The organism is Yersinia sp. Marseille-Q3913 (assembly GCF_963892745.1).
Taxonomy (GTDB): domain Bacteria; phylum Pseudomonadota; class Gammaproteobacteria; order Enterobacterales; family Enterobacteriaceae; genus Yersinia; species Yersinia bercovieri.
The window spans coordinates 70330-95992 of record NZ_CAWQAF010000005.1 but is presented as its reverse complement, the minus strand read 5'-3'; the positions used below and the strand labels follow the sequence as shown (position 1 = coordinate 95992).

Sequence of the window (25663 nt, the reverse complement as noted above, 5' to 3'; positions counted from 1 at the left end):
TTATTCCCCCTGAGCGGCAGCTGGCGCTTGCGCCAGTAAGTTACGAACCCGAGTTTGCATCAATTTCTCCAGCATTGGCTGGCTCTTCAACTGATCAGGCACATCCATTGATATCGACTGCTGACTCAAGCTCTCTAATTCATCCAGAAAAGCCTTGGTGCTTGGGTCGTTCACATCAAAATAGGCGCGAACCCAAGTGGAGATAGTCTCGAGCGACTGTTTGTACACTTCATCCTGATGGCGAGGCACTGCCTGGGCCGCCACCAACAGGCGCGAGCGGATATTCTCGCGCAGATAAATGTCCTGATTCGGTGCCAACAGTGGCTCGGCGCTGCTATCACGGCGGCGAATAGTCATAAAATCAGACATAAAGCTGTGCCAGCTTTTGGTCAAGTTTTGGCGCCATTCAGATAATGAACTGGACAGCTCATCGCTATCGGCATCCATCGGCGAATCATCAATATTGTTGTCAGCCAGACGCAGATTATCGACCTGATTGGACAGCTGATTTAATTTGAGGATGATGCCGTCGAAGTCCACCTGGCTGACCGCCGAAAGGGTGCTGATATCCTCGGTCAAGGCGCGGCGCACATCTATCAGGCTGGGATCATTCATGTCAGCGAGGCTGGCATCGGCGCTTTTCAATAATGTGGCGGCGGTGGTGACGTCCTGATCGCTCCACAGTTTGCGGCCAGCCATTTTCACCAGAAAATCAGCCTGTGCCAGTAGCCAGGTTTTGGCGTCACTCCCTGAAATGGTGGCGACTTTTTCCTGCAACTCATTGAGTTGGCGAGTCAGCGAGGTCTGTTGGCGATCGGCGGCTTCCAGCGCCTTACCTTGTTGCTGCAACAATGACTCAAACTGTTGTTTTTCCTGCAACTGGCTCTGTTTTAGTTCCGCCAGCTGTTCTTGCAGCGAAAGGGTCGCCGCATCTTGTAACTGGGCCTGCTGGTGTCCGTAATAATAAAGCCCGGCACCCAGCGCGATAGCCAATGCAATAGCAATAGCCCCCAGAATTGGCCCGGTGCGTTTTTCCCGGCGGTTTTCAGGTGCTGGCTGTTGGTGCCTCTCAACCGCAGTGGTTGTCTCTTCCACTGGTGCGGATGGGGTATTTTGTTCCGTCATATTGGGCATCCCATAGTCAGGTTTCAGGTATGTTTTAGGTCTTGTAGCGCGCGGATCAGCGCGTCATTATCAGCATTCTCTGCCACCCGGATATCACTCCAGCCCATTTGGGCGGCCAGGGTAGCCAAACGATCACTCACCACCACCAAGCGGCAGCGTAGCAACCAGGAAGAACGATAGTAATCAGGAACTAAAGTATAGATCTGTTGTAACATTTCGCCGCTGGTCACCACTAGAATATTGACGCCAGCACGTTGCCAGTGAGCACTTTGTTCACTGCCATCATAAAAGATCGGGCTGCGTTGATAACATTCGCAGAAGGTTACCTCCGCCCCTCGCTGTGCAAGGCTCTCACCCAGCAGCTCTCGCCCGCCATTACCGCGCAATAACAGCGCCTTTTTACCGGCCAGTTTTTGCAGATCTGGCAATAATAACAGCATCTCGCTGGTCTCACCCATCGGCGGAAAGGTGACGTGCAACCGGTTGGCGGTATGCAGTGCCAGCGCGGTGCCACGACCAATAGCATAATAGGATAACTGCGCAGGCCATAACAGGTTATTTCTTTTTAACAGCGGGTTAGCGTAGCGCACGGCGTTCTGTGATAGCGCAAAAACCAGATCACCCGCCTGCATATTTTGCAGCAAGGCGGGCAGTTTTGGCAGGTCATCACCGGGCGAGAAATCAATCAAGGGGGCATGATAGGCAACCCGGCCCAGCGCACGCAGGCGGCTGACTAACTGCTCCCCAGCGGGGGAGGGACGGGTCACCAGAATGGTCATTGCGGTGGGTTATCCTGATAAACAGCGGCTAATATATCCCGCGCGCCACGTGAAAGTAGCTCATCGGCCAGCTCAATTCCCATTTGCTCGGCATTGTTAGCCGGGCCACGGCGCTCACCACGAATGATCTCACTGCCATCCGGTGCACCCACTAAGGCACGAAGCCACAGCACGTCGCCTTCCAATTCAGCATAGCTGCCAATCGGCACCTGACAGCCCCCTTCAAGGCGGGTATTCATGGCTCGTTCCGCACAGACGCGTAATTCTGTGTCGCGATGATTGAGTGGTGCGAGCAGTTGGCGAGTAAAATCATCGTCCAGACGGCACTCGATACCCACTGCGCCCTGACCCACCGCCGGTAACGACTCTTCGGCTGGCATGGCATAGCGGATACGGGTCTCCAGCCCAAGGCGGTTAAGGCCCGCGACGGCAAGAATAATCGCGTGGTAATCGCCGTTATCCAGCTTGGCGAGACGAGTACCGACGTTACCCCGCAGGTCACGGATAATCAGGTCGGGGCGGCGTTCGCGCAACTGGCACTGGCGGCGCAAGCTGGAGGTGCCGACGATGCTGCCAGCCGGTAGATCATCCAGATGGGCGTAATTTGATGAGACGAATGCGTCGCGCGGATCATCACGTTCGCAAATGGTGACCAGACCCAAGCCTTCAGGGAAAGCGATCGGCACATCTTTCATCGAGTGCACGGCAATATCAGCCCGGCCATCCAGTAGCGCTAACTCTAACTCTTTGACGAACAAACCTTTACCGCCCACTTTTGCCAGTGGCGTGTCTAGAATGATATCGCCGCGAGTGACCATCGGGACCAACTCAACGTGCAGGCTGGGGTGATTGGCTTGCAGTAAATGTTGAACATAGTGTGCTTGCCATAAGGCGAGCGGGCTTTGTCGCGTGGCAATTCGAATAATTTTGTCTAACATTGCTTGTTACCGTTTTATATTTTGCGGCCCATCCTACCATTGACCGACGAGTGCTGTCAGTGTGGTAGCCACATGATCAAGGCGGGTAAGAGTACAAGAAAGCAACTATTGTAACAAATGTGTGGCTGGATAAGGGGTTTATGCCTTCCTGCCGCGTATTGCTGCGTTGGCAGCGGCTTTCGCTGAAATTCATTGGTCCGTTGCCTGATTGCAGCGCGAATGATTTTAGTCAGAGAGAGACGTTATAATTGTAGGGATAGCTTTACTTTCTTTACGGTCAATCGGCAAGGTGTTAGATTGATCACGTTTCCAGCAATCATTCGTTAAATATTCTTCAAACAAACTGTTTTTTGGTCATTTCAACAAAAAGTATACGTTTTTTGAAAATACCCAATAAGCAACAAACGAATGTGGAACGCGGGTTTCTTTCTAAGCACCGGAACAATCAGGCGAGACGTCTTGTACCTCTACATCGAGACACTGAAACAGCGACTGGATGCGATCAACCAATTACGAGTCGATCGCGCTTTGGCGGCCATGGGGCCAGCCTTCCAAAAGGTTTACAGTCTGCTACCGACCCTACTACATCATCATCATCCACTGATGCCGGGTTACCTTGATGGTAACGTTCCCCATGGCGTCTGTATTTTCACGCCTAATGAAACGCAACAGGATTATCTGTCTGAGGTTGAAGCCAAGTCAGGCGCACCTCTAGAGCAGAGTGTCGGCGGCGAACTGCCGATTACGGGCGTCTATTCCATGGGCAGCACCTCCTCCATCGGGCAATGTCATACCTCGGATCTGGATATCTGGGTGTGCCATCAGGCTTGGCTTGACACTGAAGAGCGCCATCGCCTACAGCAAAAATGTAGCCTGCTGGAAAAATGGGCCGCATCAATGGGTGTTGAAGTCAGCTTCTTCCTGATTGATGAAAACCGCTTCCGCCACAATGCTAGTGGCAGTTTGGGTGGCGAAGATTGCGGCTCGACCCAACATATTTTATTGCTAGATGAATTTTACCGCAGCGCGGTTCGTCTGGCTGGGAAACGTATTCTATGGAATATGGTTCCGGTTGAAGAAGAGAATAATTACGATGATTACGTGCTGTCGCTCTATGCGCAGGGCGTATTAACGCCGAATGAATGGCTGGATCTGGGCGGTTTAAGCACCCTATCAGCGGAAGAGTATTTCGGTGCTAGTTTGTGGCAGCTGTATAAAAGTATCGATTCGCCGTATAAAGCGGTGCTAAAAACCCTGCTGCTGGAAGCTTACTCTTGGGAATACCCTAATTCCCAATTATTGGCGATGGAGATCAAACAGCGCCTACATGCCGGTGAAATTGTGGCCTTCGGCCTTGATGCTTACTGCATGATGCTCGATCGCGTCACCCGCTATCTGACCCAAATCAATGACACCACTCGGCTGAATCTGGTGCGCCGCTGCTTCTACCTGAAAGTGTGCGAGAAACTCTCTCGTACCCCAGCGAGCGCGGGCTGGCGGCGTGAAATCCTCAGCCAACTGGTCAGTGAGTGGGGCTGGAGCGATGAGGATCTGGCAGTGCTGGATAATCGCGCCAACTGGAAGATTGAACGGGTGCGTGAAGCGCATAACGAGCTGTTGGATGCGATGATGCAGAGCTATCGCAATTTGATTCGCTTTGCGCGCCGCAACAACCTGAGTGTCAGCGCCAGCCCGCAGGATATCGGGGTACTGACCCGTAAACTGTACGCAGCATTTGAAGCTTTGCCGGGTAAAGTGACACTGGTTAACCCGCAAATTTCGCCGGATCTTTCCGAAGAGCACCTGACCTTTATTCATGTTCCGGCTGGCCGCGCGAACCGCCCTGGCTGGTACTTGTATAATCAAGCGCCTGCTATGGACACTATCGTCAGCCATCAGCCGCTGGAATATAACCGCTACCTGAACAAATTGGTGTCGTGGGCCTATTTCAACGGCCTGTTGACCAGCAAGACCCGACTGCATATTAAAAGCGCCAATTTGTGCAATACCACCAAACTGCAAGAGTTGGTGACGGATATCTCCCACCACTTCCCGCTGCGCCTACCTGCGCCAACGCCGAAGGCACTGTATAGCCCGTGCGAGATCCGCCACCTGGCGATTATCGTCAATTTGGAACATGACCCGACTGCCGCTTTCCGCAATCAGGTGGTGCATTTTGATTTCCGTAAACTGGATGTATTCAGTTTTGGCGAGCAGCAGCAGTGCTTGGTCGGTAGTATCGATTTGCTGTATCGCAACTCGTGGAACGAAGTGCGTACCCTGCATTTCAGCGGTGAACAGGCGGTATTGGAAGCGCTGAAAACGATTTTAGGTAAGATGCATCAGGATGCTGCGCCGCCAGAGTCGGTGGATGTGTTCTGCTATAGCCAGCATTTACGCGGCTTGATTCGTACCCGAATTCAGCAACTGGTCTCTGAGTGCATTGAGCTGCGCTTATCCAGTACTCGTCAGGAGCCGGGCCGCTTCAAAGCGGTGCGTGTTTCCGGTCAGACGTGGGGATTGTTCTTCGAGCGCCTGAGTGTATCAGTGCAGAAGCTGGAAAACGCGGTCGAATTCTACGGGGCTATCTCCAATAACAAACTGCATGGGTTATCGATTCAGGTCGAAACCGATCAAATTCATCTGCCGCCGGTTGTCGACGGTTTTGCTAGTGAAGGGATCATTCAGTTCTTCTTCGAGGGCACCGCAGATGAAAAAGGTTTTAATATTTACATTTTGGATGAATCAAACCGCGTTGAGGTCTATCACCATTGCGAGGGCAGTAAAGAGGAGTTGGTGCGGGATGTCAGCCGGTTCTACTCCTCTTCTCATGACCGCTTTACCTACGGCTCCAGCTTTATCAACTTCAACCTGCCACAGTTCTACCAAATTGTGCAGTTAGATGGCCGCACGCAAGTTATTCCGTTCCGCAGCAATACGTTGTCTCAGCTGTGTGCCAATATTGCCGAGAAAGAAGCCAGCATACCCACACAGCGGTGCCAGCGGCATTGATAATTTTAGATGTCTCAAGGGGCACATAAAAAATTGTGTCCCTTGAGGTTAATGATAATTCACCACGTAGAGAACTTTTAGATCGTAAAGATGTCTTCCCTTTGAATAGAAAGGTATTCTTGGTGGTCTTGTTCTCACAAGCTAAGATGGAGTCATCAGGGGGTCGCACTCTGAACAAATAAAATGAATTTAATATTTAAATCAATTTAATTTTTCATTTTCAAAAAAATCGCGATAGGCATTGAATATATTAATGTCTAAACTTATGGCTGGATTTATTTTTGTTCTGTCTAATGACTGGTTTATATCATATAAATTGGTTTTTCTATATATATCTGTTGTTAACCTTCGTTCTTCAACAGCAGTAAATACTTCATCGGTGTTCTTTTGCATAAATTCCAAATGTTCTTTATCAACAGGTCCGTGTAAATAAATATAATGTGACATTCCATTTAATACCGAAAAGGGTAGTTCATCTAAATGAATGGTAAAACAATCCCTAATAATCTGGCTTGTCCGTCCATTTGCATTTGGTAGTAGATGTAAATATTGGAAATCTGAGGTTAATTTAAATATTTTAAGAATGTCATTTTCTTTATGGGCATTGACTAATTCATTAGCAAAATTATAAAAAGATTTTTTTTTGTTTTCAATGGAAAAATCAGCAATTCCATTTATTGCTACAAACCCTTTTGTGTCGATGGACATTTCTATTTCACACTCTAATGCACTGAGTGTTAACTTCCCATTTTCTATTTTATTAAATGCATCTTCAAATTTATACATAGTTGTTTTATGAATTTTAAACCCGGATCTGCAATTGTCATACATGGCATTAGGCGAGACTAATAAAGTGATAATATCTTCTATACTTGACACTATTCTTGCTACTTTTTCATCATGCTGGATATTTTTGTGATTATTAAACGTGTCATTTAATGCAGAGAGAAATTTGGCATACCCTTTTATCATAAGTGCATTATCATCTTCGTTATTAGCACAATGACCAAGGTCTTTTTTATTGTATGCGATGATAGGGTTGATTTCATGTACTGCTTCAACATACAAACAAGGAAGTAATATTTGTAGTTGTTTGTTATCTAATTGATTAAATCTTGCTTGTACTTTGTTTTCTATATCAAGTGATTCTCTGAATAGATTAATGGCTTTCTCTTCTTGATGAAGAACGTCATAGGTTTTTAATTTTTCTACACAGGCATTAAGTTTTATATATTTGTCTTTATCAGAAAGAGGAAGCATTACAATATCATCTAACTCTATCGTCACATCAGTAATATCAACATTATCCCAAATTATATTAGTAAGTTTAGCTCCGGAAAGGTCAGCGCCATTTAACTTTGTATTTGTCATATTTGCACCGCTGAGATCGGCATTTGTAAAATCAACGTGGGATAAATCAAGGTTACTGAAATCTACCCCTTTAAAGTCGATCCCCGCAAAAGATAGCCTCATTGAGGCATTCGAGTTAAATTTACATTGCTCTGATACTATTTCTCTCTTTAGAACTAGAATTTTTTTTATATCTTCAGGTTTATCATTTTCTGATGTTTTTGTATTAAGAATATTATCTATTTCATTAATATTCAGTGTATTGTATTGATCGCTATCATAATAACTTGCCAGGTTGGTATAGTATATGCTTGATATCATTCTTATTGATTCCTCTTGAATAGGTCTACCGCTTTCCAAACAGTATTAAGTATTAATTTGTTGAGGCATAAGTATTCCATTATTTTTATTATAAGATATAGGGTGTTCACTGGGGATTGTTATTGGTTTATCTTTAATCAAGAGAGGAGGCCAGAACGTATCTTCCATACCAGACAGGTTATTGTTACCTAACTGGTATGGAAATTCTTGCCGTAGGGATTATTTGCCGAAACTCACTTCTTCACCGGCCTGCTCACTGGCGGCTGTGGATAGTTTGGCGAAAAATTCTACGCCGCTGCGTGAGCAATACCAGTGCCCATCACGGTAATCAAAATGGTAACCACCCGCTTTGGTGGCCAGCCAGACCTGATGTAGTGGCTCTTGGCGGTTAATCACGATTTTGCTGCCATTCTCAAAAGTCAGGGTCATCACCCCGCCATTGGTTTCATAATCGATATCACTATCGCCGCTAAAACTATCCAGTGTTTCTTCAATGCAAAGCATCAATTGATCGGCTAACTGATGAAACTCACTATCGTTCATATTCAATTCCTATTGCTTTTCATGATCCACCTGCGATTATAGAGACCTTGGACGCATGAATCACAGGCATTTAGGTGCTAAAACAATTTACAGGCGTTAGAAATGAAAAAAGAACTAGGTTGGCCACTGGTGGCGATGCTGCTGCTCGCGCTCTCCGGCTGTGGCCTGAAAGGCCCACTATACTTTCCGCCGTCAGACAAACCAAAAACAGAAACAACGCAACCCGATAGTGGCAAGATAGAACGCAATCAGCAGGATTTATCTGGCGCAAAACAGAGTCAGACTATCGCCGGGCCACAGTGATTAGCCCGATCGCCGCCAGAGAGTGTCAGTGTCGAGCTTAGCCAGTACCGAATTGAGCCAGCAATAAAAATGAAAGTCAGCGGAGTATGAAATGCAGTTCTCCAAAATGCACGGTCTTGGCAACGACTTTATGGTTGTCGATGCAGTTACCCAAAATGTTTACTTTTCGCCGGAGTTAATCCGCCGATTAGCAGACCGGCACACTGGCGTGGGCTTTGATCAAATGTTGGTGGTTGAACCGCCTTACGATCCTGAGCTGGACTTTCACTACCGTATTTTTAATGCCGATGGCAGCGAGGTCTCTCAGTGTGGCAATGGCGCGCGCTGCTTTGCCCGTTTTGTCCGGCTGAAGGGGTTGACCAACAAGCGCGACATCAGTGTAAGCACCCAAACTGGCCGCATGATCTTGAGTGTCACGGAAGATGAAGAGGTTTGCGTGAATATGGGTGAACCCAACTTTGACCCGCAAAGCGTCCCTTTCCGGGCAACTAAAGTTGAGAAAACCTATATTTTTCGCGCGGCAGAACAGACGGTTTTATGTGGTGTGGTGTCGATGGGCAACCCTCACTGCGTGCTGCAGGTCGATGATGTTTCGGTTGCCAATGTTGCGCTGCTGGGTCCAGTATTAGAAAGCCATGAGCGCTTCCCTGAACGGGCGAATATCGGTTTTATGCAGGTGGTTAGCCGTGACAATATCCGCCTGCGGGTGTATGAGCGCGGAGCCGGTGAAACCCAAGCTTGCGGCAGCGGCGCTTGTGCTGCGGTGGCCGTCGGTATTCAGCAAGATCTGTTGGATGAAGAGGTCACGGTGGAGCTGCCGGGTGGTAGTTTGCTTATCAGTTGGAAAGGGCCTGGTCACCCACTGTATATGACGGGGCCAGCAACCCATGTGTACGACGGATTCATTCACCTATAACAGTACCCTGCATCCTTGACACCGCAGGGGTGTTAGCTGCACATACTCACCCGAATCACTTACTGATGTAAGCTCATTGGGATGAGTTTGCTGGCAGCCTACCTGCAACGCCAATGATTTTGGGTATACTATCAAAGGTACTGAAGTATGACGGGTGTGACATGAAAAGTTATGAGGAGCAGGCGTTAGAGGGTATCGCGTTAGACGACGATGCTGTCATGCAGTACTTATTGCAAAATCCCGACTTCTTTATCCGCAATGCCCGTCTGGTCGAACAGATGCATATTCCCCATCCGGTTCGAGGCAGTGTCTCGCTGGTGGAGTGGCAACTGGGGCGACAGCGTAACCAGATTGGCCAGTTGGAAGAGGAGATCACCTTGCTGATGGAGCAGGCTGGCCTGAACGAAGTGCTGTTCAACCGCTTACTGCAACTGCAAAGTCATCTGGCGGCGGCCAGCAGCTTGCAAGATATGCTCAATCGCTTACAGCGCTGGGCCAGAGATTTCGGGCTCAGTGGTGCCAATGTCCGGTTATTCAGCGACCGCTGGCATATTGGTGCGCCATCTGACTTCACTCATTTAGGGCTTTCTCGCCACGCCTTTGAGCCGCTACGCATTCAGCGGCTAGGCAGTGATAACCACTATCTCGGCAGCTTGAATGGGCCGGAACTGCTGCTGTTACTGCCTCAGGCGAAGCAAGTCGGTTCGGTGGCGCTCTCATTGCTGGGCAAAGAGGGTGATTTGGGCGTGATTATCTTCAGCAGCCGCGACACACAGCACTATCAGCAAGGCATGGGCACCGTGATGCTCAATCAGCTATCCACGCTATTGCCAAGCCTGCTGGCGCGTTGGATCGAGCCGGCATGACCGAGTTCAGTACCTCACTTGCCCCGCAGGTCGAGGCTTTTCTGCGTTACCTCAAAGTGGAGCGCCAACTCAGCCCGCTCACCATCACCAGCTATCGACGCCAGTTACAGGTGCTGATGGAGATGGGCGAGCAGATGGGGCTGGCACACTGGCAGCGGCTTGATGCCGCGCAGGTTCGCTCACTGGTCTCCCGCAGCAAACGCGCGGGTTTGCACGCCTCCAGCCTGGCATTGCGGCTCTCGGCGTTGCGCAGTTTTCTCAATTGGCTGGTTAGCCAGGGTGTCATGCAGGCCAACCCCGCCAAAGGGGTGAGTACGCCGCGCTCTGGTCGCCATCTGCCGAAAAATATTGATGTCGATGAAGTGGATAAACTGCTGGATATCGACCTCAACGATCCTCTGGCGGTGCGCGACCGCGCGATGCTGGAAGTGATGTACGGCGCAGGTCTGCGGCTCTCTGAACTGGTGGGCATGAACTGTAAACACGTGGATTTAGCCAGCGGTGAAGTCTGGGTGATGGGTAAGGGTAGCAAAGAGCGCAAAGTACCGATCGGCAAAACGGCAGTGACATGGCTGAATCACTGGCTGGCGCTGCGCGAACTGTTTGAGCCGCAAGATGACGCTATCTTCTTAGCCAATACCGGCAAGCGAATTTCGGCGCGTAATGTGCAAAAGCGCTTTGCCGAATGGGGCGTGAAGCAGGGGGTCAGTAGCCATATCCACCCACATAAATTGCGCCACTCCTTCGCCACACACATGCTGGAATCCAGCGGCGATCTGCGCGCAGTACAAGAGCTACTGGGCCACGCCAATCTGACCACCACACAAATTTATACCCATCTCGACTTTCAACATCTGGCAACCGTGTATGATGCTGCTCATCCACGGGCCAAACGAGGCAAATCCTGATGCATTTTTATCGTCCACTTGAGCGTATTTCCGCCATTACCTTCGATTTGGATGACACGCTGTATGACAATCGCCCGGTAATCACCCGCACTGAACAAGAGTCAGTGGCTTTTTTGCAGCAGTACCATCCTAATTTGGCGCAGTTGCAAGCAGCGGATTTCCAGCGTTTTCGCAGTGAGTTACTGGCGCAAGACCCGGATATCTACCACGATGTGACCCAGTGGCGCTGGCATGCCATTGAGCTGGGCCTAATCCGCCATGGCCTGAGCAAATCAGAGGCGCAATGTGGGGCCGATGCCGCCATGGAGAACTTTGCCCTGTGGCGCAGTCGCATTTATGTGCCGGCAGAGACTCATGACACGCTGAGCGCGCTGGCTGAGCACTATCCGCTGGTGGCTATCACCAACGGCAATGCTGACCCTAAAGCTTGCGGCCTCGACCACTATTTTCAGTTTGTGCTGCGCTCCGGCCCCCATGGCCGTGCCAAGCCGTTCCGCGATATGTACCATAAAGCGGCTAATCATCTGGATATCCCGCTGAAACATATCTTGCATGTGGGCGATGATCTCACCACGGATGTAGCAGGTTCGCTGCGTTGCGGAATGCAGGCGTGCTGGATCAATGACCGGCAACAAAGCCTGATGACCGCCAGCGATAGTCGATTATTACCCCATATTGAGATTTCTCAGTTGGCATCTCTGACAGCATTGCTATAATCCCCTGCAATAACTCTGTATAAATTCACAGTGGAATGGTGGTAAAATACTCGGATAGCCGGTAATTTGACCATCTTCCCTTATCCGATAAACGGTGCCTATGGACGTTTCTGATCTGCTCGACAGCCTAAATGAAAAACAACGCGAAGCCGTGGCTGCGCCACGCTGCAACCTGTTGGTACTGGCCGGTGCAGGCAGTGGCAAAACCAGGGTGCTGGTGCATCGTATTGCCTGGCTGCTATCAGTAGAAAACGCCTCGCCCTATTCGATTATCTCGGTCACCTTCACCAATAAAGCGGCGGCGGAAATGCGCCACCGTATCGAGCATCTGATTGGCACCAGTCAGGGCGGAATGTGGATCGGCACTTTCCACGGGTTGGCACACCGGCTGCTGCGCGCCCACCATATGGATGCCAATCTGCCGCAAGACTTTCAAATTCTGGACAGCGACGACCAACTGCGCTTATTAAAGCGTCTGGTTAAAGCGTTGAATTTAGATGAAAAACAGTGGCCGCCACGTCAGGCCATGTGGTACATCAACGGCAAAAAAGATGAAGGATTACGTCCGCAGCACATTGAAAGTTATGGTAATCCGATTGAAGCCACCTGGTTGCGGATTTATCAGGCGTATCAGGAAGCCTGTGACCGCGCAGGGCTGGTGGATTTTGCTGAGCTCTTGCTGCGCGCCCATGAACTGTGGCTCAACAAACCCCATATTCTTAACCACTATCGCGAACGCTTTACCAACATTCTGGTGGATGAGTTTCAGGATACCAACAACATCCAATATGCCTGGATTCGCCTGCTGGCGGGCGACCGTGCGAATGTGATGATCGTCGGCGACGATGACCAGTCAATTTATGGCTGGCGCGGGGCGCAGGTCGAGAATATCCAGCGTTTCCTGAAAGACTTCCCCGGTGCCGAAACCATCCGGCTGGAGCAGAATTACCGCTCAACCAGCAATATTTTGACGGCGGCCAACGCCCTGATTGCCCACAATGATGGTCGCATGGGGAAAAACCTCTGGACCGAAGGGGCTGAAGGCGAGCCAATCTCGATCTATTGCGCCTTTAACGAGCTGGACGAAGCCCGCTTTGTGGTGAACCGCATTCGCGCCTGGCAGGACAATGGCGGCGCGCTGAATGATTGCGCCATCTTGTATCGCAGCAACGCCCAATCGCGCGTATTGGAAGAGGCTTTGTTGCAAACGGCGATGCCGTACCGCATCTATGGTGGTCAGCGCTTCTTCGAACGTCAGGAGATCAAAGATGCGCTGGCCTACCTGCGCCTGGTCTCTAATCGCAATGACGATGCCGCTTTTGAACGAGTGGTCAATACGCCAACCCGTGGTATCGGCGATCGCACGCTAGATGTGGTGCGCCAGACCGCCCGTGATCGCCAGTTAACCTTGTGGCAATCAACCCGCGCCATGTTGCAGGAAAAAGTGCTGGCAGGCCGCGCGGCCTCTGCACTGCAACGTTTTGTCGAGTTGGTGGACTCACTGGCCCATGAAACCGCAGATATGCCGCTACATGTCCAAACTGACCGGGTGATCCGTGACTCTGGTTTGTGGTCGATGTACGAGCAAGAAAAAGGCGAGAAAGGTCAGGCGCGGGTAGAGAACCTTGAAGAGCTGGTCAACGCGACCCGCCAGTACAGTTATCAGGATGAAGATCAGGACTTAATGCCACTTCAGGCATTTCTCTCTCATGCAGCCTTGGAGGCGGGAGAGGGGCAAGCGGATGCCTATCAGGATGCCGTGCAGCTAATGACGCTCCACTCAGCCAAAGGTTTGGAGTTCCCGCAGGTATTCATCGTGGGCATGGAAGAGGGGATGTTCCCAAGCCAGATGTCACTCGATGAGGGCGGGCGTCTGGAAGAGGAGCGCCGACTGGCCTATGTCGGCGTCACTCGTGCGATGCAAAAACTGACATTGTGTTACGCCGAAAGTCGCCGATTGTACGGCAAAGAGGTGAATCATCGTCCCTCCCGCTTTATCGGCGAACTGCCGCCGGAGTGTGTCGAGGAAGTGCGGCTGCGCGCGACAGTCTCTCGCCCGGTGAATCACCGCAGCATGGGGACGCCAATGAATGAGAATGACAGCGGATTTTCATTGGGCCAGCGCGTGCGCCACCCTAAATTTGGCGAAGGCACCATCGTTAATTTGGAAGGTAGCGGCGAACATAGTCGCTTGCAAGTGGCATTCCCCGGTGAGGGGATTAAGTGGTTAGTCGCGGCCTATGCGCGATTAGAGGCCGTTTAAATTACCCTTCGGCCTTGATGCCGCAGCGGTGTTAGCGGCTCTCATTTTGGGTCGCCTGTTTTGCATCGGTTTCGGCCTGCAATAAAATAGCTTTCGCCATCCATTGGGTGACATCCTGAATATCGGCATCATCCAGATGCCAAATATCTTTCAGCACCATAAATACTTCTGAACCATAAATTAGCGAAAACGCGTGGATCACCCGTTGCAGAGCTTCTGGTGTCAGTTTTCCTTCCAGAGGCTCTACCGCCAATTTTAACAATCGCTTACGGTTACCACGGACCAATTTCTCTTCATTGTTCGGGTTGCTGCGGTTATCAGCCCATTGCTGCAATGACAAATGCAGTGCGGCACGTAGCACGCCCTCATGTTGCAACATGCGCGGATAAGCAAAAGAGAGCAGTTCGGCAATGCGCTGCCCTGCATCAGGCTGGGTCGGTTGCCATGCCAATATTGGACCGAGACTTTCATCGACCATAGCGGAGACTAACGCACTTTGTGTCGGGAAATAGCGGTACGCCGTTGCACGAGAAAGCTGGGCGGCGTTTGCCACCTCGGTTATCGACGGAAACGCCCCTTGCTCGTACATCGACATGGCGGTATCAATCAGTAACCGCCGGGTCCTCGCCTTGATGGTGGTTAACGATGGAGGGGCGCTGTCCTGTTTATCTTGATTATTCACGGTCACTCCAGGGTCTACAGATCGTCTGCGCGCCCACTATAACAAACCGTCGACACAAGTCTCTATGAAAGCATTTCATGCGCAAATTAATTTTGAGACTACAGTCTCATATTTCAGTCATGCACTTTGCAGAAATGATACTCTAGTCTCAATATGATTCCATCTTAACCAACTCGCTTCATTGTTCGGCTATAAGCAAAAAAGATAAGCCCCCAATAAAAAAAAGTGAGCTGCTTAAATTTTGTGACATTCCGCACTCATAGAAGGATGTTCAGATGCCCCGTCATATTTTTATCGCGACAACCTCAGATACCAAAGGCGAAGAGCTGGCCTATGTCAGCGCATTGATTAAGGCAACCGGACTGACGACGGTCACGGTTGATTTATCGACCAAGGGAGGGAAGCGCGACAGCGGCGCGGATATCACGGCTGAGCTAGTGGCGAGCTACCACCCTGATGGGTGTCAGGCGGTTTTCTGTGGTGACCGAGGGCGAGCGATTAGCGCAATGGCGGTGGCATTTGAGCGATTTATGGTGAGCCGTGATGATGTCGCCGCACTCTTAGGTTTGGGCGGCTCCGGTGGAACGGCGCTAATCACACCAGCAATGCAGAGTTTACCTATCGGTACTCCTAAACTGATGGTGTCGACTATGGCTTCTGGTGATGTTTCTGGCTACATCGGCGCGAGTGATATAGCCATGATGTATTCTGTTACCGATATTGCTGGGCTAAATCGTATCTCTCGGCGGGTGCTGAGTAATGCGGCCCACCAAATTGCGGGGGCGGTCTATTTCGCCAAAGAGGAGTTACAGGTAGAGGATAAACCGGCGTTGGGTTTGACCATGTTCGGTGTAACAACCCCCTGTATTCAGGCGGTTAGCGCAGCATTATCAGCAGAGTATGACTGCCTGGTCTTCCATGCCACTGGCAGCGGCGGCAAAGCGATGGAAAAACTGATTGAAAGTGGTTTGCTGGCGGGGGCGCTTGACCTAACCACCACCGAAGTCTGTGATCTGTTATTTGATGGTGTATTGGCCTGTGGCCCAGAGCGCTTTGATGCCATTGCCCATTCCCATATCCCTTACGTCGGCTCCTGTGGCGCGCTGGATATGGTCAACTTCGGTAGCCCGGCAACTATTCCGGCTAAATATGCCGATCGATTGTTCTATAAGCACAATGCACAAGTCACGCTGATGCGCACCACCGAGCAAGAGAACATTAAAATGGCACGCTGGATTGGCGAGAAGCTAAATCGTTGCCAGGGAGAAGTGCGCTTTTTAATTCCGGAAGGTGGATTTTCGGCGCTGGATGCTCCCGGCCAGCCATTCTGGGATGAAAAGGCACTGAACGCCTTTATCCAGACGCTGGAAGAGACGGTGATTCAAACCGATAAGCGCCGCCTGGTCCATTATCCGCTCAACATTAACGACCCTCAGTTTGCGCAAGCTGCGGTAGAGAATTTTAAAGCGATCGCGAAGAGCCCAACCCATTAGGGCCAATTTATAGTGGAGAAGCAGATGCCAAAATTTCAACGCCAGGCCATCTTGGCCAAATTCCGGGAAATGATTGCCCGCCGTGAGCCAATTATTGGTGGCGGTGCGGGGACAGGTTTGTCAGCCAAATGTGAAGAGGCTGGCGGGATTGATTTAATCGTTATCTACAACTCAGGCCGCTATCGCATGGCAGGTCGTGGTTCGCTGGCGGGGTTGCTGGCGTACGGCAATGCCAACGAAATTGTGGTTGATATGGCGAAAGAAGTGCTGCCCGTAGTGAAAAACACCCCAGTACTGGCTGGGGTTAATGGCACTGATCCCTTCTGCCAGTTTGACCATTTTTTAGATCATTTGCAGGACTTGGGCTTTTCTGGTGTACAGAACTTCCCAACGGTGGGCTTAATCGATGGTAACTTCCGCGCCAATCTGGAAGAGACCGGTATGGGCTATGGCTTGGAGGTGGAGATGATCCGTCTGGCCCACGAAAAAGATCTGCTAACGACACCTTATATCTTCAGTGCCGCCGATGCGGTCGCCATGACACAAGCAGGTGCCGATATTATTGTTCCTCACATGGGGCTGACCACCGGCGGCAATATTGGCGCAGACACGGCGCTGAAATTGGCGGACTGTGTGCCTTTGATTAACGACTGGGCGGCAGCCGCCAAAGCGGTACGTGAAGATGTGATTGTGTTGTGCCATGGCGGACCAATCTCTACGCCTGAAGATGCCCAATATATTCTGGATAACTGCCCGCAATGTGACGGTTTCTATGGTGCCAGTTCGATGGAACGGTTACCGACAGAAATTGCACTGACGGACACGACCAGACAGTTTAAAAAAATAACACGTTGATATTATTGCCAATACTTAAGGGAAAGCCTGTATGTGAGTTTGGCTAAGTGATCGGCTAAATGAAGGTGCAGGATACGTAAAACCGAGGTCAATTCTGACCTCGGTTTTTTTTGATCATTATTTAAATAAAAAACATTGATGCTGCCACTCGAGAACTATGAGTATAGTTTTAAATATAATCTGCCCAAGATTAATAAAGCCATTATCAGGATTTGCTTTTAAATATTTATGCACACTATTTCTACCGAGGTAATTTATATAACTACTGTTATTGTGGGGATTATATGATTAGAGTAATAAAGAAATCACAATGTGATGACAAAACGCTATTTAATATAGCCACCAGCTTGTATTTATACCCAACAGCAATACTTGCACATCACTTTGGAATTTTTGAATTTATTGCTAAAGATAATAAAAATGCATCCGAAATTTGTGCATTTATTGGTATTGAACTGAGATCTGTTGAGGTTGTGATGGCGGTTGTATTGGCGCTGGAATTGGTCGAGCTAGAGGATGGGCGTTATAAGCTAACAAAAGTCACTGAGGAGTTTTTACTTAAAAAAAGTCCTAATTATTGTGGGTACTATTGGGATCTGATTTATTGCATTGGGGATAATTTCTCTTTGGCTAGTTTAGAAAACGTGATGAGAAAACCTGACAGGCAAAAAGAAGAGGAGGAAACCTTATTTGAAGAGAGTGTATATCACACGGAAAAAGCAGGCGCTTTTACGAAAGCTATGCATGGCGTCAGTATTGGTGCGGCGAGTGTATGGCCGGATAAACTGAATTTGGCTGATTATCACTGTATGTTAGATATTGGCGGTGGTTCGGGTGTACATTCTGTCGGGGTAGTTACCCGTTGGCCTAATATTCGTGGAATTATTTATGAGCTTGCTACGGTAGGCCGTATCACGACAGATTTTATAAAATCCTATGGGCTGGAAAAAAGAATATTAATTCATATTGGCGATATGTGGTCTGAACCTTACCCAGAGGCCGATATTCATTTTTATTCAAATGTACTTCATGATTGGCCAGAGCAGGAAAATATATTTTTGACCAAAAAAAGCTACGATGCCCTACCTCATGGTGGTCGGATTATTATTCATGAAATGCTTTTTAATGATGATATTTCTGGGCCATTGGCGGTCGCAGGATATAACGTCACCATGTTAAGTTGGAGCCAAGGAAAACAGTACTCTTATTCAGAGATGAAACAGATACTTCACTGTGCAGGGTTCTGTGATATTGAGATTATTCCTGCATTTGGCTATTTCAGCCTTATTACGGGCGTTAAGCCTTAACACGTCCGCTTTAGGCATCACTCCACATTAAATTTTTGTTACCGCTGTACCAGCAACTCTCAGGGAGGGTGTCCTATTCTGTTGGGGTCGGCGCCTGAAGGCATAAAATCCCACATTATCATAATGAACTGAGTACAGAATTCTGAACGCTCTGTTGACAGTCTTTTTCTTCTCGGCGTAACATGCGCGCACTATTCTTTATGAGGACATTCGCCTTGGACACACCCAGTAGATGCTGGCTCAATAACCTGTTCATATGGTGCAACTTCTAAGGCTATCCTCCTATTTGCTGATAGCCTTCGTGGTTGTCAGCGGCCCCGCTAAACCGTCGCTGTGAGTCAGATCTCCTTATGGTCTGAAACATAGAGTATTTTTCAATACTTGCCTGTTTCTGTGCTTCAATGCGTTATCCCTATCCATCACCGCAAGGGAGTTTTGGCACATGCTGAGCGCATTTAAATTAAGCAACAATCGCTTATCCCGTTTGGAGCTGGATGAATCAGATGACCTGACCACCTCAATTTGGGTCGATTTAGTCGAGCCGGAAGAGGGTGAGCGGGAACGCGTCCAGTCTGAGTTAGGGCAAAGCCTGGCAACCCGGCCAGAGCTGGACGACATCGAAGCATCCGCCCGTTTCTTCGAAGATGAAGATGGTTTGCATATTCACTCCTTCTTCTATTACGAAGATGCGGAAGACCACGCCGGTAACTCAACCGTGGCATTTACCATCCGTGATGGCCGCCTTTATACCCTGCGTGAGCGTGAATTACCGGCTTTCCGTTTGTATCGTATGCGGGCCCGTAACCAGACGCTGGTTGATGGCAATGCCTATGAACTGCTGCTGGATCTGTTCGAAACCAAAATTGAACAGTTAGCCGATGAAATAGAAAACATTTACAGCGATCTGGAAGCGTTAAGCCGTGTCATTATGGAAGGCCAGCAGGGCGATGAGTATGATGCTGCGCTTTCGACCTTGGCAGAACAGGAAGATATCGGCTGGAAAGTGCGACTCTGTCTGATGGATACCCAGCGAGCGCTGAATTTCCTGGTGCGTAAGGCGCGGCTGCCCAGCGGTCAGTTGGAACAAGCTCGAGAAGTGCTGCGCGATATCGAATCCCTGCTGCCACACAATGAATCCTTGTTCCAGAAAGTGAACTTCCTGATGCAGGCGGCGATGGGTTTTATCAATATCGAGCAGAACCGCATCATCAAGATATTCTCGGTGGTATCGGTGGTTTTTCTGCCGCCGACACTGGTGGCATCCAGCTATGGGATGAACTTTGAGTTTATGCCCGAGTTGCGTTGGTCGTTCGGTTATCCGGCGGCCATTGGGCTGATGATTATTGCGGGGTTAGCACCCTATCTCTATTTCAAACGCAAAAATTGGTTATAACGTTGCGCTACTGCTGCCACGATAAAAAAACGCCCACGGACTCACTCAGCGGGCGTTTTGCTTTGTGACAGCAATATCAGGCCTCTTTTAGGTTACGTCTCTTATGTTGGGTATAGAGCGCATCCAGCGTGAACAGCAGCAGGGCGACCCAGATAAAGATGAAGGTCACCATCTTATCGCTGCCAATCGTCTCACCATAGAAGGTGACCGCCAGAATAAACATCAGGGTCGGCCCGAGATACTGGAAAAAGCCCAGTGTCGACAGCTTTAAACGCGAGGCGGCGGCAGTGAAGAACAGCAACGGGATGGTGGTAATCACCCCGGCGGCGGCCAATAGCAGGTTAAGCGACCAGGCATTAGCGCTCATATGGCTGGTTGGGCTATCGGCAATCAAGAACAGATAGACCGCCGCAATGGGTAACAGCCACAGAGTTTCAACCAGCATACCGGTTTGGGCATCGACCCCCAGCTTTTTGCGTATCAGGCCATATAAAGCGAAGGTAATCGCCAGACTCAGCCCAATCACGGGCAGAGAACCAAACTGCCACAGCTGAATCAACACACCGGCAAAAGCCAATGACACCGCCACCCACTGCATACGACGAAAGCGCTCACCAAGAAAGATCATGCCAAACAACACATTCACCAGCGGATTAATGAAGTAACCCAAACTGGCTTCCAGCATATGGTTATTGTTCACTGCCCAGATAAATATGAGCCAGTTACTGGCAATTAATACAGCGGTCACAGCCAGCAATAACAGGCGCTTACCATTTTTACAGGCACTGCGGACTTGCGGCCAATTGCGGCTGACGGTGAGCAGAATCAACATAAAGAAAAATGACCAGATAATCCGATGGGTCAAAATTTCATCAGCCGGCACCTGTTGGATGAGCTTGAAGTAAGCGGGGGCGATACCCCAAATAAAATAGGCGGCCAGAGCAAAAAAAATGCCCTGACGAGTTCGTTGTTTATCCATGGTGTGGCTCAGAACAAGAGAGGAGATGCGGTGAGTGTACTTAACTTCAGGCTACGAATCATCACCGCTGAAGATCAAATCAGCCAACCAGATAGGTCGCGGTTGCGCTGGCGATATGAATTTGCTGATCATTATGCAACTCAACGCGGGCGACAGACACCTTATTGCCACTGCGCAAGATACTGCTGCTGGCGATAAAATGCTCACCACGACCGGGGCGCAAATAGTCGACACGCAGGTCGATAGTGCCCATTTTGGCGAGTTTCATTTGTAGTTGTTCTTGGATCAGCGGTTCATGGCGAACTAAGCTGTTACCAACACAGACTAATCCTGCGGCCACATCCAGTACCGCGGCGATAACCCCGCCGTGCAGAATTCGTTGTGCGGCATTGCCGACCAGTTTGTCACTGTTATCGAAAGTGATTTCTGCGTAGTCTTGCTCGAAACGGGTTAATTTCAGCCCGAGTTCACGGTTAAAGGGCATGTGATACACAAAAACTTCGCCGATCATGCGGCGAGCATCTTCTAACGTTAGTGATGTTACTGACATTGCGCTCTATTCTCTCGATATTACCCACGGGTAATAAGACTGTAAGTTAACTAATTGTTTATTTTATGCTTCTATTTTGTTGTTTTCCAGTCGTTAAGTCATAAACCCAAACAATACTAAGGTCGGGTAACATTTGCGTGTAGAATGAGCTGTTTTCATTACAAATAGAAATAATTCGTAAGATGATGGGGGATGATAATGGGTAGATTTTGGCGGGTATTGATAGGGTTATTACTGGTGCCAACCTTGGTACAGGCAGAGCCAGCAAAGGTTGAGAGTATTCATGATGCGCCTGCGGTGCGCGGCAGTATTATCGCGGCAATGTTGCAGGATCACGATAACCCGTTTCTGCTTTATCCGTATGAAACGAACTATCTGTTATATACCTATACCAGCGATATCAATAAGGATGCGATCAGCTCTTATGATTGGGCTCAGCAAGCCAAGAAAGATGAAGTTAAGTTTCAGCTGAGTTTAGGTTTCCCTATCTGGCGCGGTATTGCTGGCGAGAACTCATTGCTGGGTGCGTCCTATACGCAGCGTTCTTGGTGGCAGGCGTCGAATAGTGATGAGTCCTCGCCATTCCGTGAAACCAACTATGAACCGCAACTGTTCCTGGCATGGGCAACAGATTACGAACTGGCTGGCTGGACCTTCCGTGAAGTGGAGTTTGGTTATAACCACCAATCCAACGGGAAAGCCGATCCCACCTCACGTAGCTGGGATCGGGTTTATACCCGCGTAATGGCACAGCGTGGTGATTTGGAAATTGACCTGAAACCTTGGTATCGTCTGCCAGAAAATGATGCCAAAGATGACAACCCAGATATCAATAAATACATGGGTTATTATCGCCTGAAAGTGGGTTATGCCCTGGGTGACAGCGTGTTCAGTATTGATGGTCACTATAACTGGAATACCGGTTTCGGTGGCGCAGAGATGGGCTGGAGCTACCCGATCACCAGTCATGTTCGCTTCTACACGCAAGTGTTCAGCGGCTATGGTGAGTCAATGATCGACTATAACTTTAGGCAAACACGGGTGGGTGTGGGTATCATGTTGAACGATGTCCTTTAACGTCACCCGGCGTTAGAACAGTTTCAGACACAGGCCGGTTATCGGCCTGTGCAGATCTTATAGTTGGGGAACAGTGTGTCGACCGCAGCAGTGATAAATAGGGAACTACTGGCAGTGCAAGTATTGCGAGATACTTTCGGCTATCAGCAGTTCCGGCCCGGACAACAGGAAATTATCAACGCCACCCTAGAGGGGCAAGACTGCCTGGTCGTGATGCCAACGGGCGGTGGTAAATCCTTGTGTTATCAGATCCCGGCACTGGTGACTGACGGATTGACGCTGGTGGTATCTCCCCTAATTTCCCTGATGAAAGACCAGGTCGATCAACTGCTGGCCTATGGTGTGGGGGCGGGGTGCTTAAACTCGTCACAGACGCGGGAGCAGCAATTGGCGGTGATGGACGGCTGCCGCAGTGGTCAGATTAAGCTGCTGTATATCGCGCCAGAACGGCTAGTGATGGAGAGCTTCCTCGACCAACTGCATCAATGGCGTCCTGCGCTGTTAGCCGTGGATGAAGCACACTGCATCTCCCAATGGGGCCACGACTTCCGCCCGGAATACCGCGCCCTTGGGCAACTAAAGCAACGATTTCCTCATTTACCGGTAATTGCCCTGACCGCCACGGCTGATGAAGCCACACGGGGCGATATCGTGCGTTTACTCAATCTGGATCAGCCACTGATTCAGGTTAGCAGCTTTGACCGCCCGAATATCCGCTACACCTTGGTGGAGAAGTTCAAACCGCTCGATCAATTGTGGCGCTTTGTCCAAGACCAGCGCGGCAAAAGTGGCATTATTTACTGCAACAGCCGCGCCAAAGTGGAAGACACCACAGCGCGCCTGCAAAGCCGTGGCTTGAGTGTCGCCGCCTACCACGCGGGGCTGGATAACGAACGGCGGGCGCAGGTGCAGGAAGCTTTCCAGCGCGATGACTTGCAAGTGGTGGTCGCCACCGTGGCTTTCGGCATGGGGATTAATAAGCCCAATGTCCGCTTTGTGGTCCATTTTGACATCCCGCGCACCATCGAATCTTACTATCAGGAGACGGGGCGTGCCGGGCGTGATGGTTTACCCGCCGAAGCAGTGCTGCTATATGACCCGGCTGACATGGCGTGGTTGCGCCGCTGTCTGGAGGAGAAACCCGCGGGTGCGCAGCAAGATATTGAGCGGCATAAATTAAATGCCATGGGGGCGTTTGCTGAAGCGCAAACCTGCCGTCGGTTAGTGTTGCTCAACTATTTTGGTGAAGGTAAGCAGCAGTCGTGCGGCAACTGCGATATCTGTCTCGATCCGCCAAAACGTTACGATGGCCTGGCTGATGCACAAAAAGCCCTCTCCTGCGTGTATCGCGTTGGGCAGCGCTTTGGTCTGGGTTATATCGTCGAAGTGCTGCGCGGGGCCAATAACCAGCGCATCCGCGAGTTTGGTCATGACAAACTCTCGGTGTACGGCTTGGGCCGCGAGCAGAGCCATGAACACTGGGTCAGTGTATTGCGCCAACTGATTCATCTGGGGCTACTGAGCCAGAATATCGCCCAGTTTTCGGCCCTACAACTGACCGAGGCCGCGCGTCCGGTATTGCGTGCTGAATTGCCGTTGCAACTGGCGGTGCCGCGCATTCAAAGTTTGAAAGTGCGCAGCAGCGCTAATCAAAAATCCTATGGCGGCAATTATGATCGCAAGTTGTTTGCCAAATTGCGCAAACTGCGCAAATCTATCGCCGACGAAGGCAATATTCCGCCTTATGTGGTGTTTAACGATACCACCTTGCTGGAGATGGCGGAGCAGATGCCAATTACTGCCAGCGAACTGTTGAGTGTCACAGGTGTGGGGCAACGCAAACTCGAGCGCTTTGGTGCGCCCTTTATGGCGATGATCCGCGACCATGTGGATAACAACGATGATTAACACACTGCTTTCCCTGTAGAGAGAATTTACCCATGCTAATGCTATTTCTGACTGTTGCACTGGTTCACCTGGTCGCGCTGATGAGTCCGGGGCCTGACTTCTTTTTTGTTTCACAAACCGCCGCCAGCCGTTCGCGCAGTGAAGCGATGAAAGGGGTGATCGGAATTTCTCTCGGCATTGTTGTCTGGGCGGGAGTAGCACTGATGGGGCTGAACCTGATTTTGCAGAAAATGGCGTGGCTACACCAAATTATCATGGTCGGTGGCGGCTTGTATCTGTGCTGGATGGGCTGGCAATTATTGAAATCTGCCCGTGCCAAACGTCATGGGATAGAAGGTGAGGTGCAAGTTGCGTTACCTGCCCGTGGCCGCACTTTCCTGCGGGGCTTCCTGACCAATCTCTCGAACCCGAAAGCCGTTATCTATTTCGGCAGTGTGTTCTCATTGTTTGTTGGCGATGATGTGAGCGCCAGTGTGCGGTGGGGCTTATTTGTGCTGATCGTGGCTGAAACTTTCGTGTGGTTTAGTGTGGTGGCCTGCGTCTTTGCCCTGCCAGTGATGCGCCGTGGTTATCAGCGGTTATCCAAATGGATTGATGGTCTGGCTGGGGTCTTGTTCGCCGGTTTCGGCATTCACCTGATTTTATCCCGCTAATCCATATTGCAACCTGAATAATATTCCAATTGGTGGGGCGTCCCGGTTGGAATATCATTTTTGATAGCTGTATTACACTTTTCTGGCGGTTGCCAATAGCGCGCCAATTAACATAAATAAGCCACCAAAGATTCGGTTCAGCAATTTCATTTGCTGGGGTGATCGGATCCAGCCAGCAATGCGCGTGGCGAGGGTGGCGTAACCTATCATCACAATGATATCGACAATCACGCTGGTGCTGCCGAGGATCAGGTATTGCGCTACTTGCGGTTGATGCGGCAGCACAAATTGCGGGAACAACGCGGCCAGAAAAACAATGCTTTTCGGGTTGGTGAGGTTAACAAACACCGCGCGCTTAAACAGTTTTCGCCGTGGCATACTGTTGGCAAGGGCATGTAAATCCAGTGCGCCGGCCGCCCGCCACTGCTGAATGCCTAGCCAGATTAAGTAAGCTGCCCCGAGCCATTTTAATATTTCGAATGCTAGCAGTGACTGTGAAATGAGTGCACCAAGCCCCACGCCAACCAATACAATATGAACGGCCAGCCCCAGTTGTAAGCCGCAAATCGAGGCGATAACCCCGCGAGTGCCATGACTGATGGTGGTGCTCATGGTGTTAATAGCACCCGATCCAGGGGAGAGACTGAGGATAAGTGTTGTCAGCAGATAGGTTAACCACCAGTCTAAGGTCATCGGCAAAGTTCCCTGAATGTCTCATTTTATGCC

General features: G+C 50.0%; 23 protein-coding genes. 14 read left to right on the top strand and 9 right to left on the bottom strand.

Going from position 1 to position 25663, the window contains the following annotated elements; genetic code table 11:
* Genes hemX through hemC form a run of 3 tightly spaced genes read right to left on the bottom strand, consistent with a single transcriptional unit; the run spans position 1 to position 2842 of the window.
* Entirely contained in the window at positions 1-1125 is a 1125-nt protein-coding gene (gene hemX, locus AACW11_RS02895) for a uroporphyrinogen-III C-methyltransferase (protein WP_212585886.1), read from the bottom strand.
* Positions 1126-1148: 23 nt separating this feature from the next.
* Complete coding sequence (hemD, locus tag AACW11_RS02890; protein ID WP_212585885.1) at positions 1149-1904, bottom strand: uroporphyrinogen-III synthase; 756 nt, start codon at positions 1902-1904, stop codon at positions 1149-1151.
* Complete coding sequence (hemC, locus tag AACW11_RS02885; protein WP_212585884.1) at positions 1901-2842, bottom strand: hydroxymethylbilane synthase; 942 nt, start codon at positions 2840-2842, stop codon at positions 1901-1903. Before hemC ends, hemD begins: the two co-directional genes overlap by 4 nt.
* A 459-nt stretch (positions 2843-3301) precedes the next feature.
* Between hemC and AACW11_RS02880 the strand changes: the two genes are divergently transcribed.
* The gene (locus tag AACW11_RS02880; RefSeq protein ID WP_212585883.1) at positions 3302-5854 is read left to right on the top strand and encodes a class I adenylate cyclase; all 2553 of its coding nucleotides are present in this window, start codon (positions 3302-3304) and stop codon (positions 5852-5854) included.
* 201 nt (positions 5855-6055) lie between these two features.
* Here the strand turns inward: AACW11_RS02880 and AACW11_RS02875 are convergent, their stop codons facing one another.
* The gene (locus AACW11_RS02875; protein WP_212585882.1) at positions 6056-7525 is read right to left on the bottom strand and encodes a pentapeptide repeat-containing protein; all 1470 of its coding nucleotides are present in this window, start codon (positions 7523-7525) and stop codon (positions 6056-6058) included.
* Positions 7526-7744: 219 nt separating this feature from the next.
* Complete coding sequence (gene cyaY / locus AACW11_RS02870) at positions 7745-8068, bottom strand: iron donor protein CyaY (RefSeq protein WP_212585881.1); 324 nt, start codon at positions 8066-8068, stop codon at positions 7745-7747.
* Positions 8069-8170: 102 nt separating this feature from the next.
* Between cyaY and lptM the strand changes: the two genes are divergently transcribed.
* From lptM to uvrD, 6 genes are all read left to right on the top strand, one after another.
* The gene (gene lptM, locus AACW11_RS02865) at positions 8171-8371 is read left to right on the top strand and encodes an LPS translocon maturation chaperone LptM (protein WP_212585880.1); all 201 of its coding nucleotides are present in this window, start codon (positions 8171-8173) and stop codon (positions 8369-8371) included.
* Between the two features lie 91 nt (positions 8372-8462).
* Complete coding sequence (dapF, locus tag AACW11_RS02860) at positions 8463-9287, top strand: diaminopimelate epimerase (protein WP_212585879.1); 825 nt, start codon at positions 8463-8465, stop codon at positions 9285-9287.
* Between the two features lie 161 nt (positions 9288-9448).
* On the top strand, positions 9449-10153 hold the full coding sequence (locus tag AACW11_RS02855) for a DUF484 domain-containing protein (RefSeq protein ID WP_212585878.1): 705 nt from the start codon (positions 9449-9451) through the stop codon (positions 10151-10153).
* Complete coding sequence (xerC, locus tag AACW11_RS02850) at positions 10150-11061, top strand: tyrosine recombinase XerC (RefSeq protein ID WP_212585877.1); 912 nt, start codon at positions 10150-10152, stop codon at positions 11059-11061. The genes AACW11_RS02855 and xerC overlap by 4 nt, the downstream gene beginning before the upstream one ends.
* Positions 11061-11777 (top strand): 5-amino-6-(5-phospho-D-ribitylamino)uracil phosphatase YigB, encoded by a 717-nt coding sequence (gene yigB, locus AACW11_RS02845; protein ID WP_212585876.1) that lies wholly within the window; start codon positions 11061-11063, stop codon positions 11775-11777. Before xerC ends, yigB begins: the two co-directional genes overlap by 1 nt.
* Positions 11778-11877: 100 nt before the next feature.
* Positions 11878-14040 (top strand): DNA helicase II, encoded by a 2163-nt coding sequence (uvrD, locus tag AACW11_RS02840; protein WP_212585875.1) that lies wholly within the window; start codon positions 11878-11880, stop codon positions 14038-14040.
* A 31-nt stretch (positions 14041-14071) separates the two neighbouring features.
* Here uvrD and AACW11_RS02835 read toward each other — a convergent pair whose 3' ends face one another.
* On the bottom strand, positions 14072-14722 hold the full coding sequence (locus AACW11_RS02835; RefSeq protein WP_212585874.1) for a TetR/AcrR family transcriptional regulator: 651 nt from the start codon (positions 14720-14722) through the stop codon (positions 14072-14074).
* A gap of 275 nt (positions 14723-14997) precedes the next feature.
* Between AACW11_RS02835 and AACW11_RS02830 the strand changes: the two genes are divergently transcribed.
* From AACW11_RS02830 to corA, 4 genes are all read left to right on the top strand, one after another.
* Entirely contained in the window at positions 14998-16215 is a 1218-nt protein-coding gene (locus AACW11_RS02830; protein ID WP_212585873.1) for a Tm-1-like ATP-binding domain-containing protein, read from the top strand.
* Positions 16216-16239: 24 nt separating this feature from the next.
* Positions 16240-17070, top strand: coding sequence for a phosphoenolpyruvate hydrolase family protein (locus AACW11_RS02825; protein WP_212585872.1), 831 nt, complete (start codon positions 16240-16242; stop codon positions 17068-17070).
* Positions 17071-17354: 284 nt separating this feature from the next.
* The gene (locus tag AACW11_RS02820) at positions 17355-18377 is read left to right on the top strand and encodes a methyltransferase (RefSeq protein WP_212585871.1); all 1023 of its coding nucleotides are present in this window, start codon (positions 17355-17357) and stop codon (positions 18375-18377) included.
* Between the two features lie 442 nt (positions 18378-18819).
* A complete protein-coding gene (gene corA / locus AACW11_RS02815) occupies positions 18820-19770 on the top strand; it encodes a magnesium/cobalt transporter CorA (protein ID WP_212585870.1) in 951 nt (316 codons plus the stop codon).
* Between the two features lie 76 nt (positions 19771-19846).
* On the opposite strand, the gene rarD is transcribed toward corA, so the two are convergent.
* Positions 19847-20749: an EamA family transporter RarD gene (gene rarD, locus AACW11_RS02810; RefSeq protein ID WP_212585869.1), complete on the bottom strand. Its 903-nt coding sequence runs from the start codon at positions 20747-20749 to the stop codon at positions 19847-19849.
* Between the two features lie 79 nt (positions 20750-20828).
* Positions 20829-21299: a thioesterase family protein gene (locus AACW11_RS02805; RefSeq protein WP_212585868.1), complete on the bottom strand. Its 471-nt coding sequence runs from the start codon at positions 21297-21299 to the stop codon at positions 20829-20831.
* Positions 21300-21497: 198 nt separating this feature from the next.
* On the opposite strand from AACW11_RS02805, the gene pldA reads away from it, so the two are divergent.
* From pldA to rhtC, 3 genes are all read left to right on the top strand, one after another.
* Positions 21498-22376 carry a phospholipase A gene (gene pldA, locus AACW11_RS02800; RefSeq protein ID WP_212585867.1) on the top strand — a complete coding sequence of 293 codons (879 nt, stop codon included), beginning with the start codon at positions 21498-21500 and terminating at the stop codon, positions 22374-22376.
* Between the two features lie 75 nt (positions 22377-22451).
* On the top strand, positions 22452-24284 hold the full coding sequence (recQ, locus tag AACW11_RS02795; protein WP_212585866.1) for an ATP-dependent DNA helicase RecQ: 1833 nt from the start codon (positions 22452-22454) through the stop codon (positions 24282-24284).
* A 32-nt stretch (positions 24285-24316) separates the two neighbouring features.
* Positions 24317-24937, top strand: coding sequence for a threonine export protein RhtC (rhtC, locus tag AACW11_RS02790; RefSeq protein WP_212585865.1), 621 nt, complete (start codon positions 24317-24319; stop codon positions 24935-24937).
* Positions 24938-25009: 72 nt separating this feature from the next.
* Here the strand turns inward: rhtC and rhtB are convergent, their stop codons facing one another.
* On the bottom strand, positions 25010-25630 hold the full coding sequence (gene rhtB, locus AACW11_RS02785; protein WP_212585864.1) for a homoserine/homoserine lactone efflux protein: 621 nt from the start codon (positions 25628-25630) through the stop codon (positions 25010-25012).
* Positions 25631-25663: the final 33 nt, after the last annotated feature.

Coding starts and splice junctions, on each gene's coding strand:
- hemX (WP_212585886.1), bottom strand. CDS start 1,125: ATGACGGAACAAAATACCCCATCCGCACCAGTGGAAGAGACAACCACT.
- hemD (WP_212585885.1), bottom strand. CDS start 1,904: ATGACCATTCTGGTGACCCGTCCCTCCCCCGCTGGGGAGCAGTTAGTC.
- hemC (WP_212585884.1), bottom strand. CDS start 2,842: ATGTTAGACAAAATTATTCGAATTGCCACGCGACAAAGCCCGCTCGCC.
- AACW11_RS02875 (WP_212585882.1), bottom strand. CDS start 7,525: ATGATATCAAGCATATACTATACCAACCTGGCAAGTTATTATGATAGC.
- cyaY (WP_212585881.1), bottom strand. CDS start 8,068: ATGAACGATAGTGAGTTTCATCAGTTAGCCGATCAATTGATGCTTTGC.
- lptM (WP_212585880.1), top strand. CDS start 8,171: ATGAAAAAAGAACTAGGTTGGCCACTGGTGGCGATGCTGCTGCTCGCG.
- dapF (WP_212585879.1), top strand. CDS start 8,463: ATGCAGTTCTCCAAAATGCACGGTCTTGGCAACGACTTTATGGTTGTC.
- AACW11_RS02855 (WP_212585878.1), top strand. CDS start 9,449: ATGAAAAGTTATGAGGAGCAGGCGTTAGAGGGTATCGCGTTAGACGAC.
- xerC (WP_212585877.1), top strand. CDS start 10,150: ATGACCGAGTTCAGTACCTCACTTGCCCCGCAGGTCGAGGCTTTTCTG.
- yigB (WP_212585876.1), top strand. CDS start 11,061: ATGCATTTTTATCGTCCACTTGAGCGTATTTCCGCCATTACCTTCGAT.
- uvrD (WP_212585875.1), top strand. CDS start 11,878: ATGGACGTTTCTGATCTGCTCGACAGCCTAAATGAAAAACAACGCGAA.
- AACW11_RS02830 (WP_212585873.1), top strand. CDS start 14,998: ATGCCCCGTCATATTTTTATCGCGACAACCTCAGATACCAAAGGCGAA.
- AACW11_RS02825 (WP_212585872.1), top strand. CDS start 16,240: ATGCCAAAATTTCAACGCCAGGCCATCTTGGCCAAATTCCGGGAAATG.
- AACW11_RS02820 (WP_212585871.1), top strand. CDS start 17,355: ATGATTAGAGTAATAAAGAAATCACAATGTGATGACAAAACGCTATTT.
- corA (WP_212585870.1), top strand. CDS start 18,820: ATGCTGAGCGCATTTAAATTAAGCAACAATCGCTTATCCCGTTTGGAG.
- rarD (WP_212585869.1), bottom strand. CDS start 20,749: ATGGATAAACAACGAACTCGTCAGGGCATTTTTTTTGCTCTGGCCGCC.
- AACW11_RS02805 (WP_212585868.1), bottom strand. CDS start 21,299: ATGTCAGTAACATCACTAACGTTAGAAGATGCTCGCCGCATGATCGGC.
- pldA (WP_212585867.1), top strand. CDS start 21,498: ATGGGTAGATTTTGGCGGGTATTGATAGGGTTATTACTGGTGCCAACC.
- rhtC (WP_212585865.1), top strand. CDS start 24,317: ATGCTAATGCTATTTCTGACTGTTGCACTGGTTCACCTGGTCGCGCTG.
- rhtB (WP_212585864.1), bottom strand. CDS start 25,630: ATGACCTTAGACTGGTGGTTAACCTATCTGCTGACAACACTTATCCTC.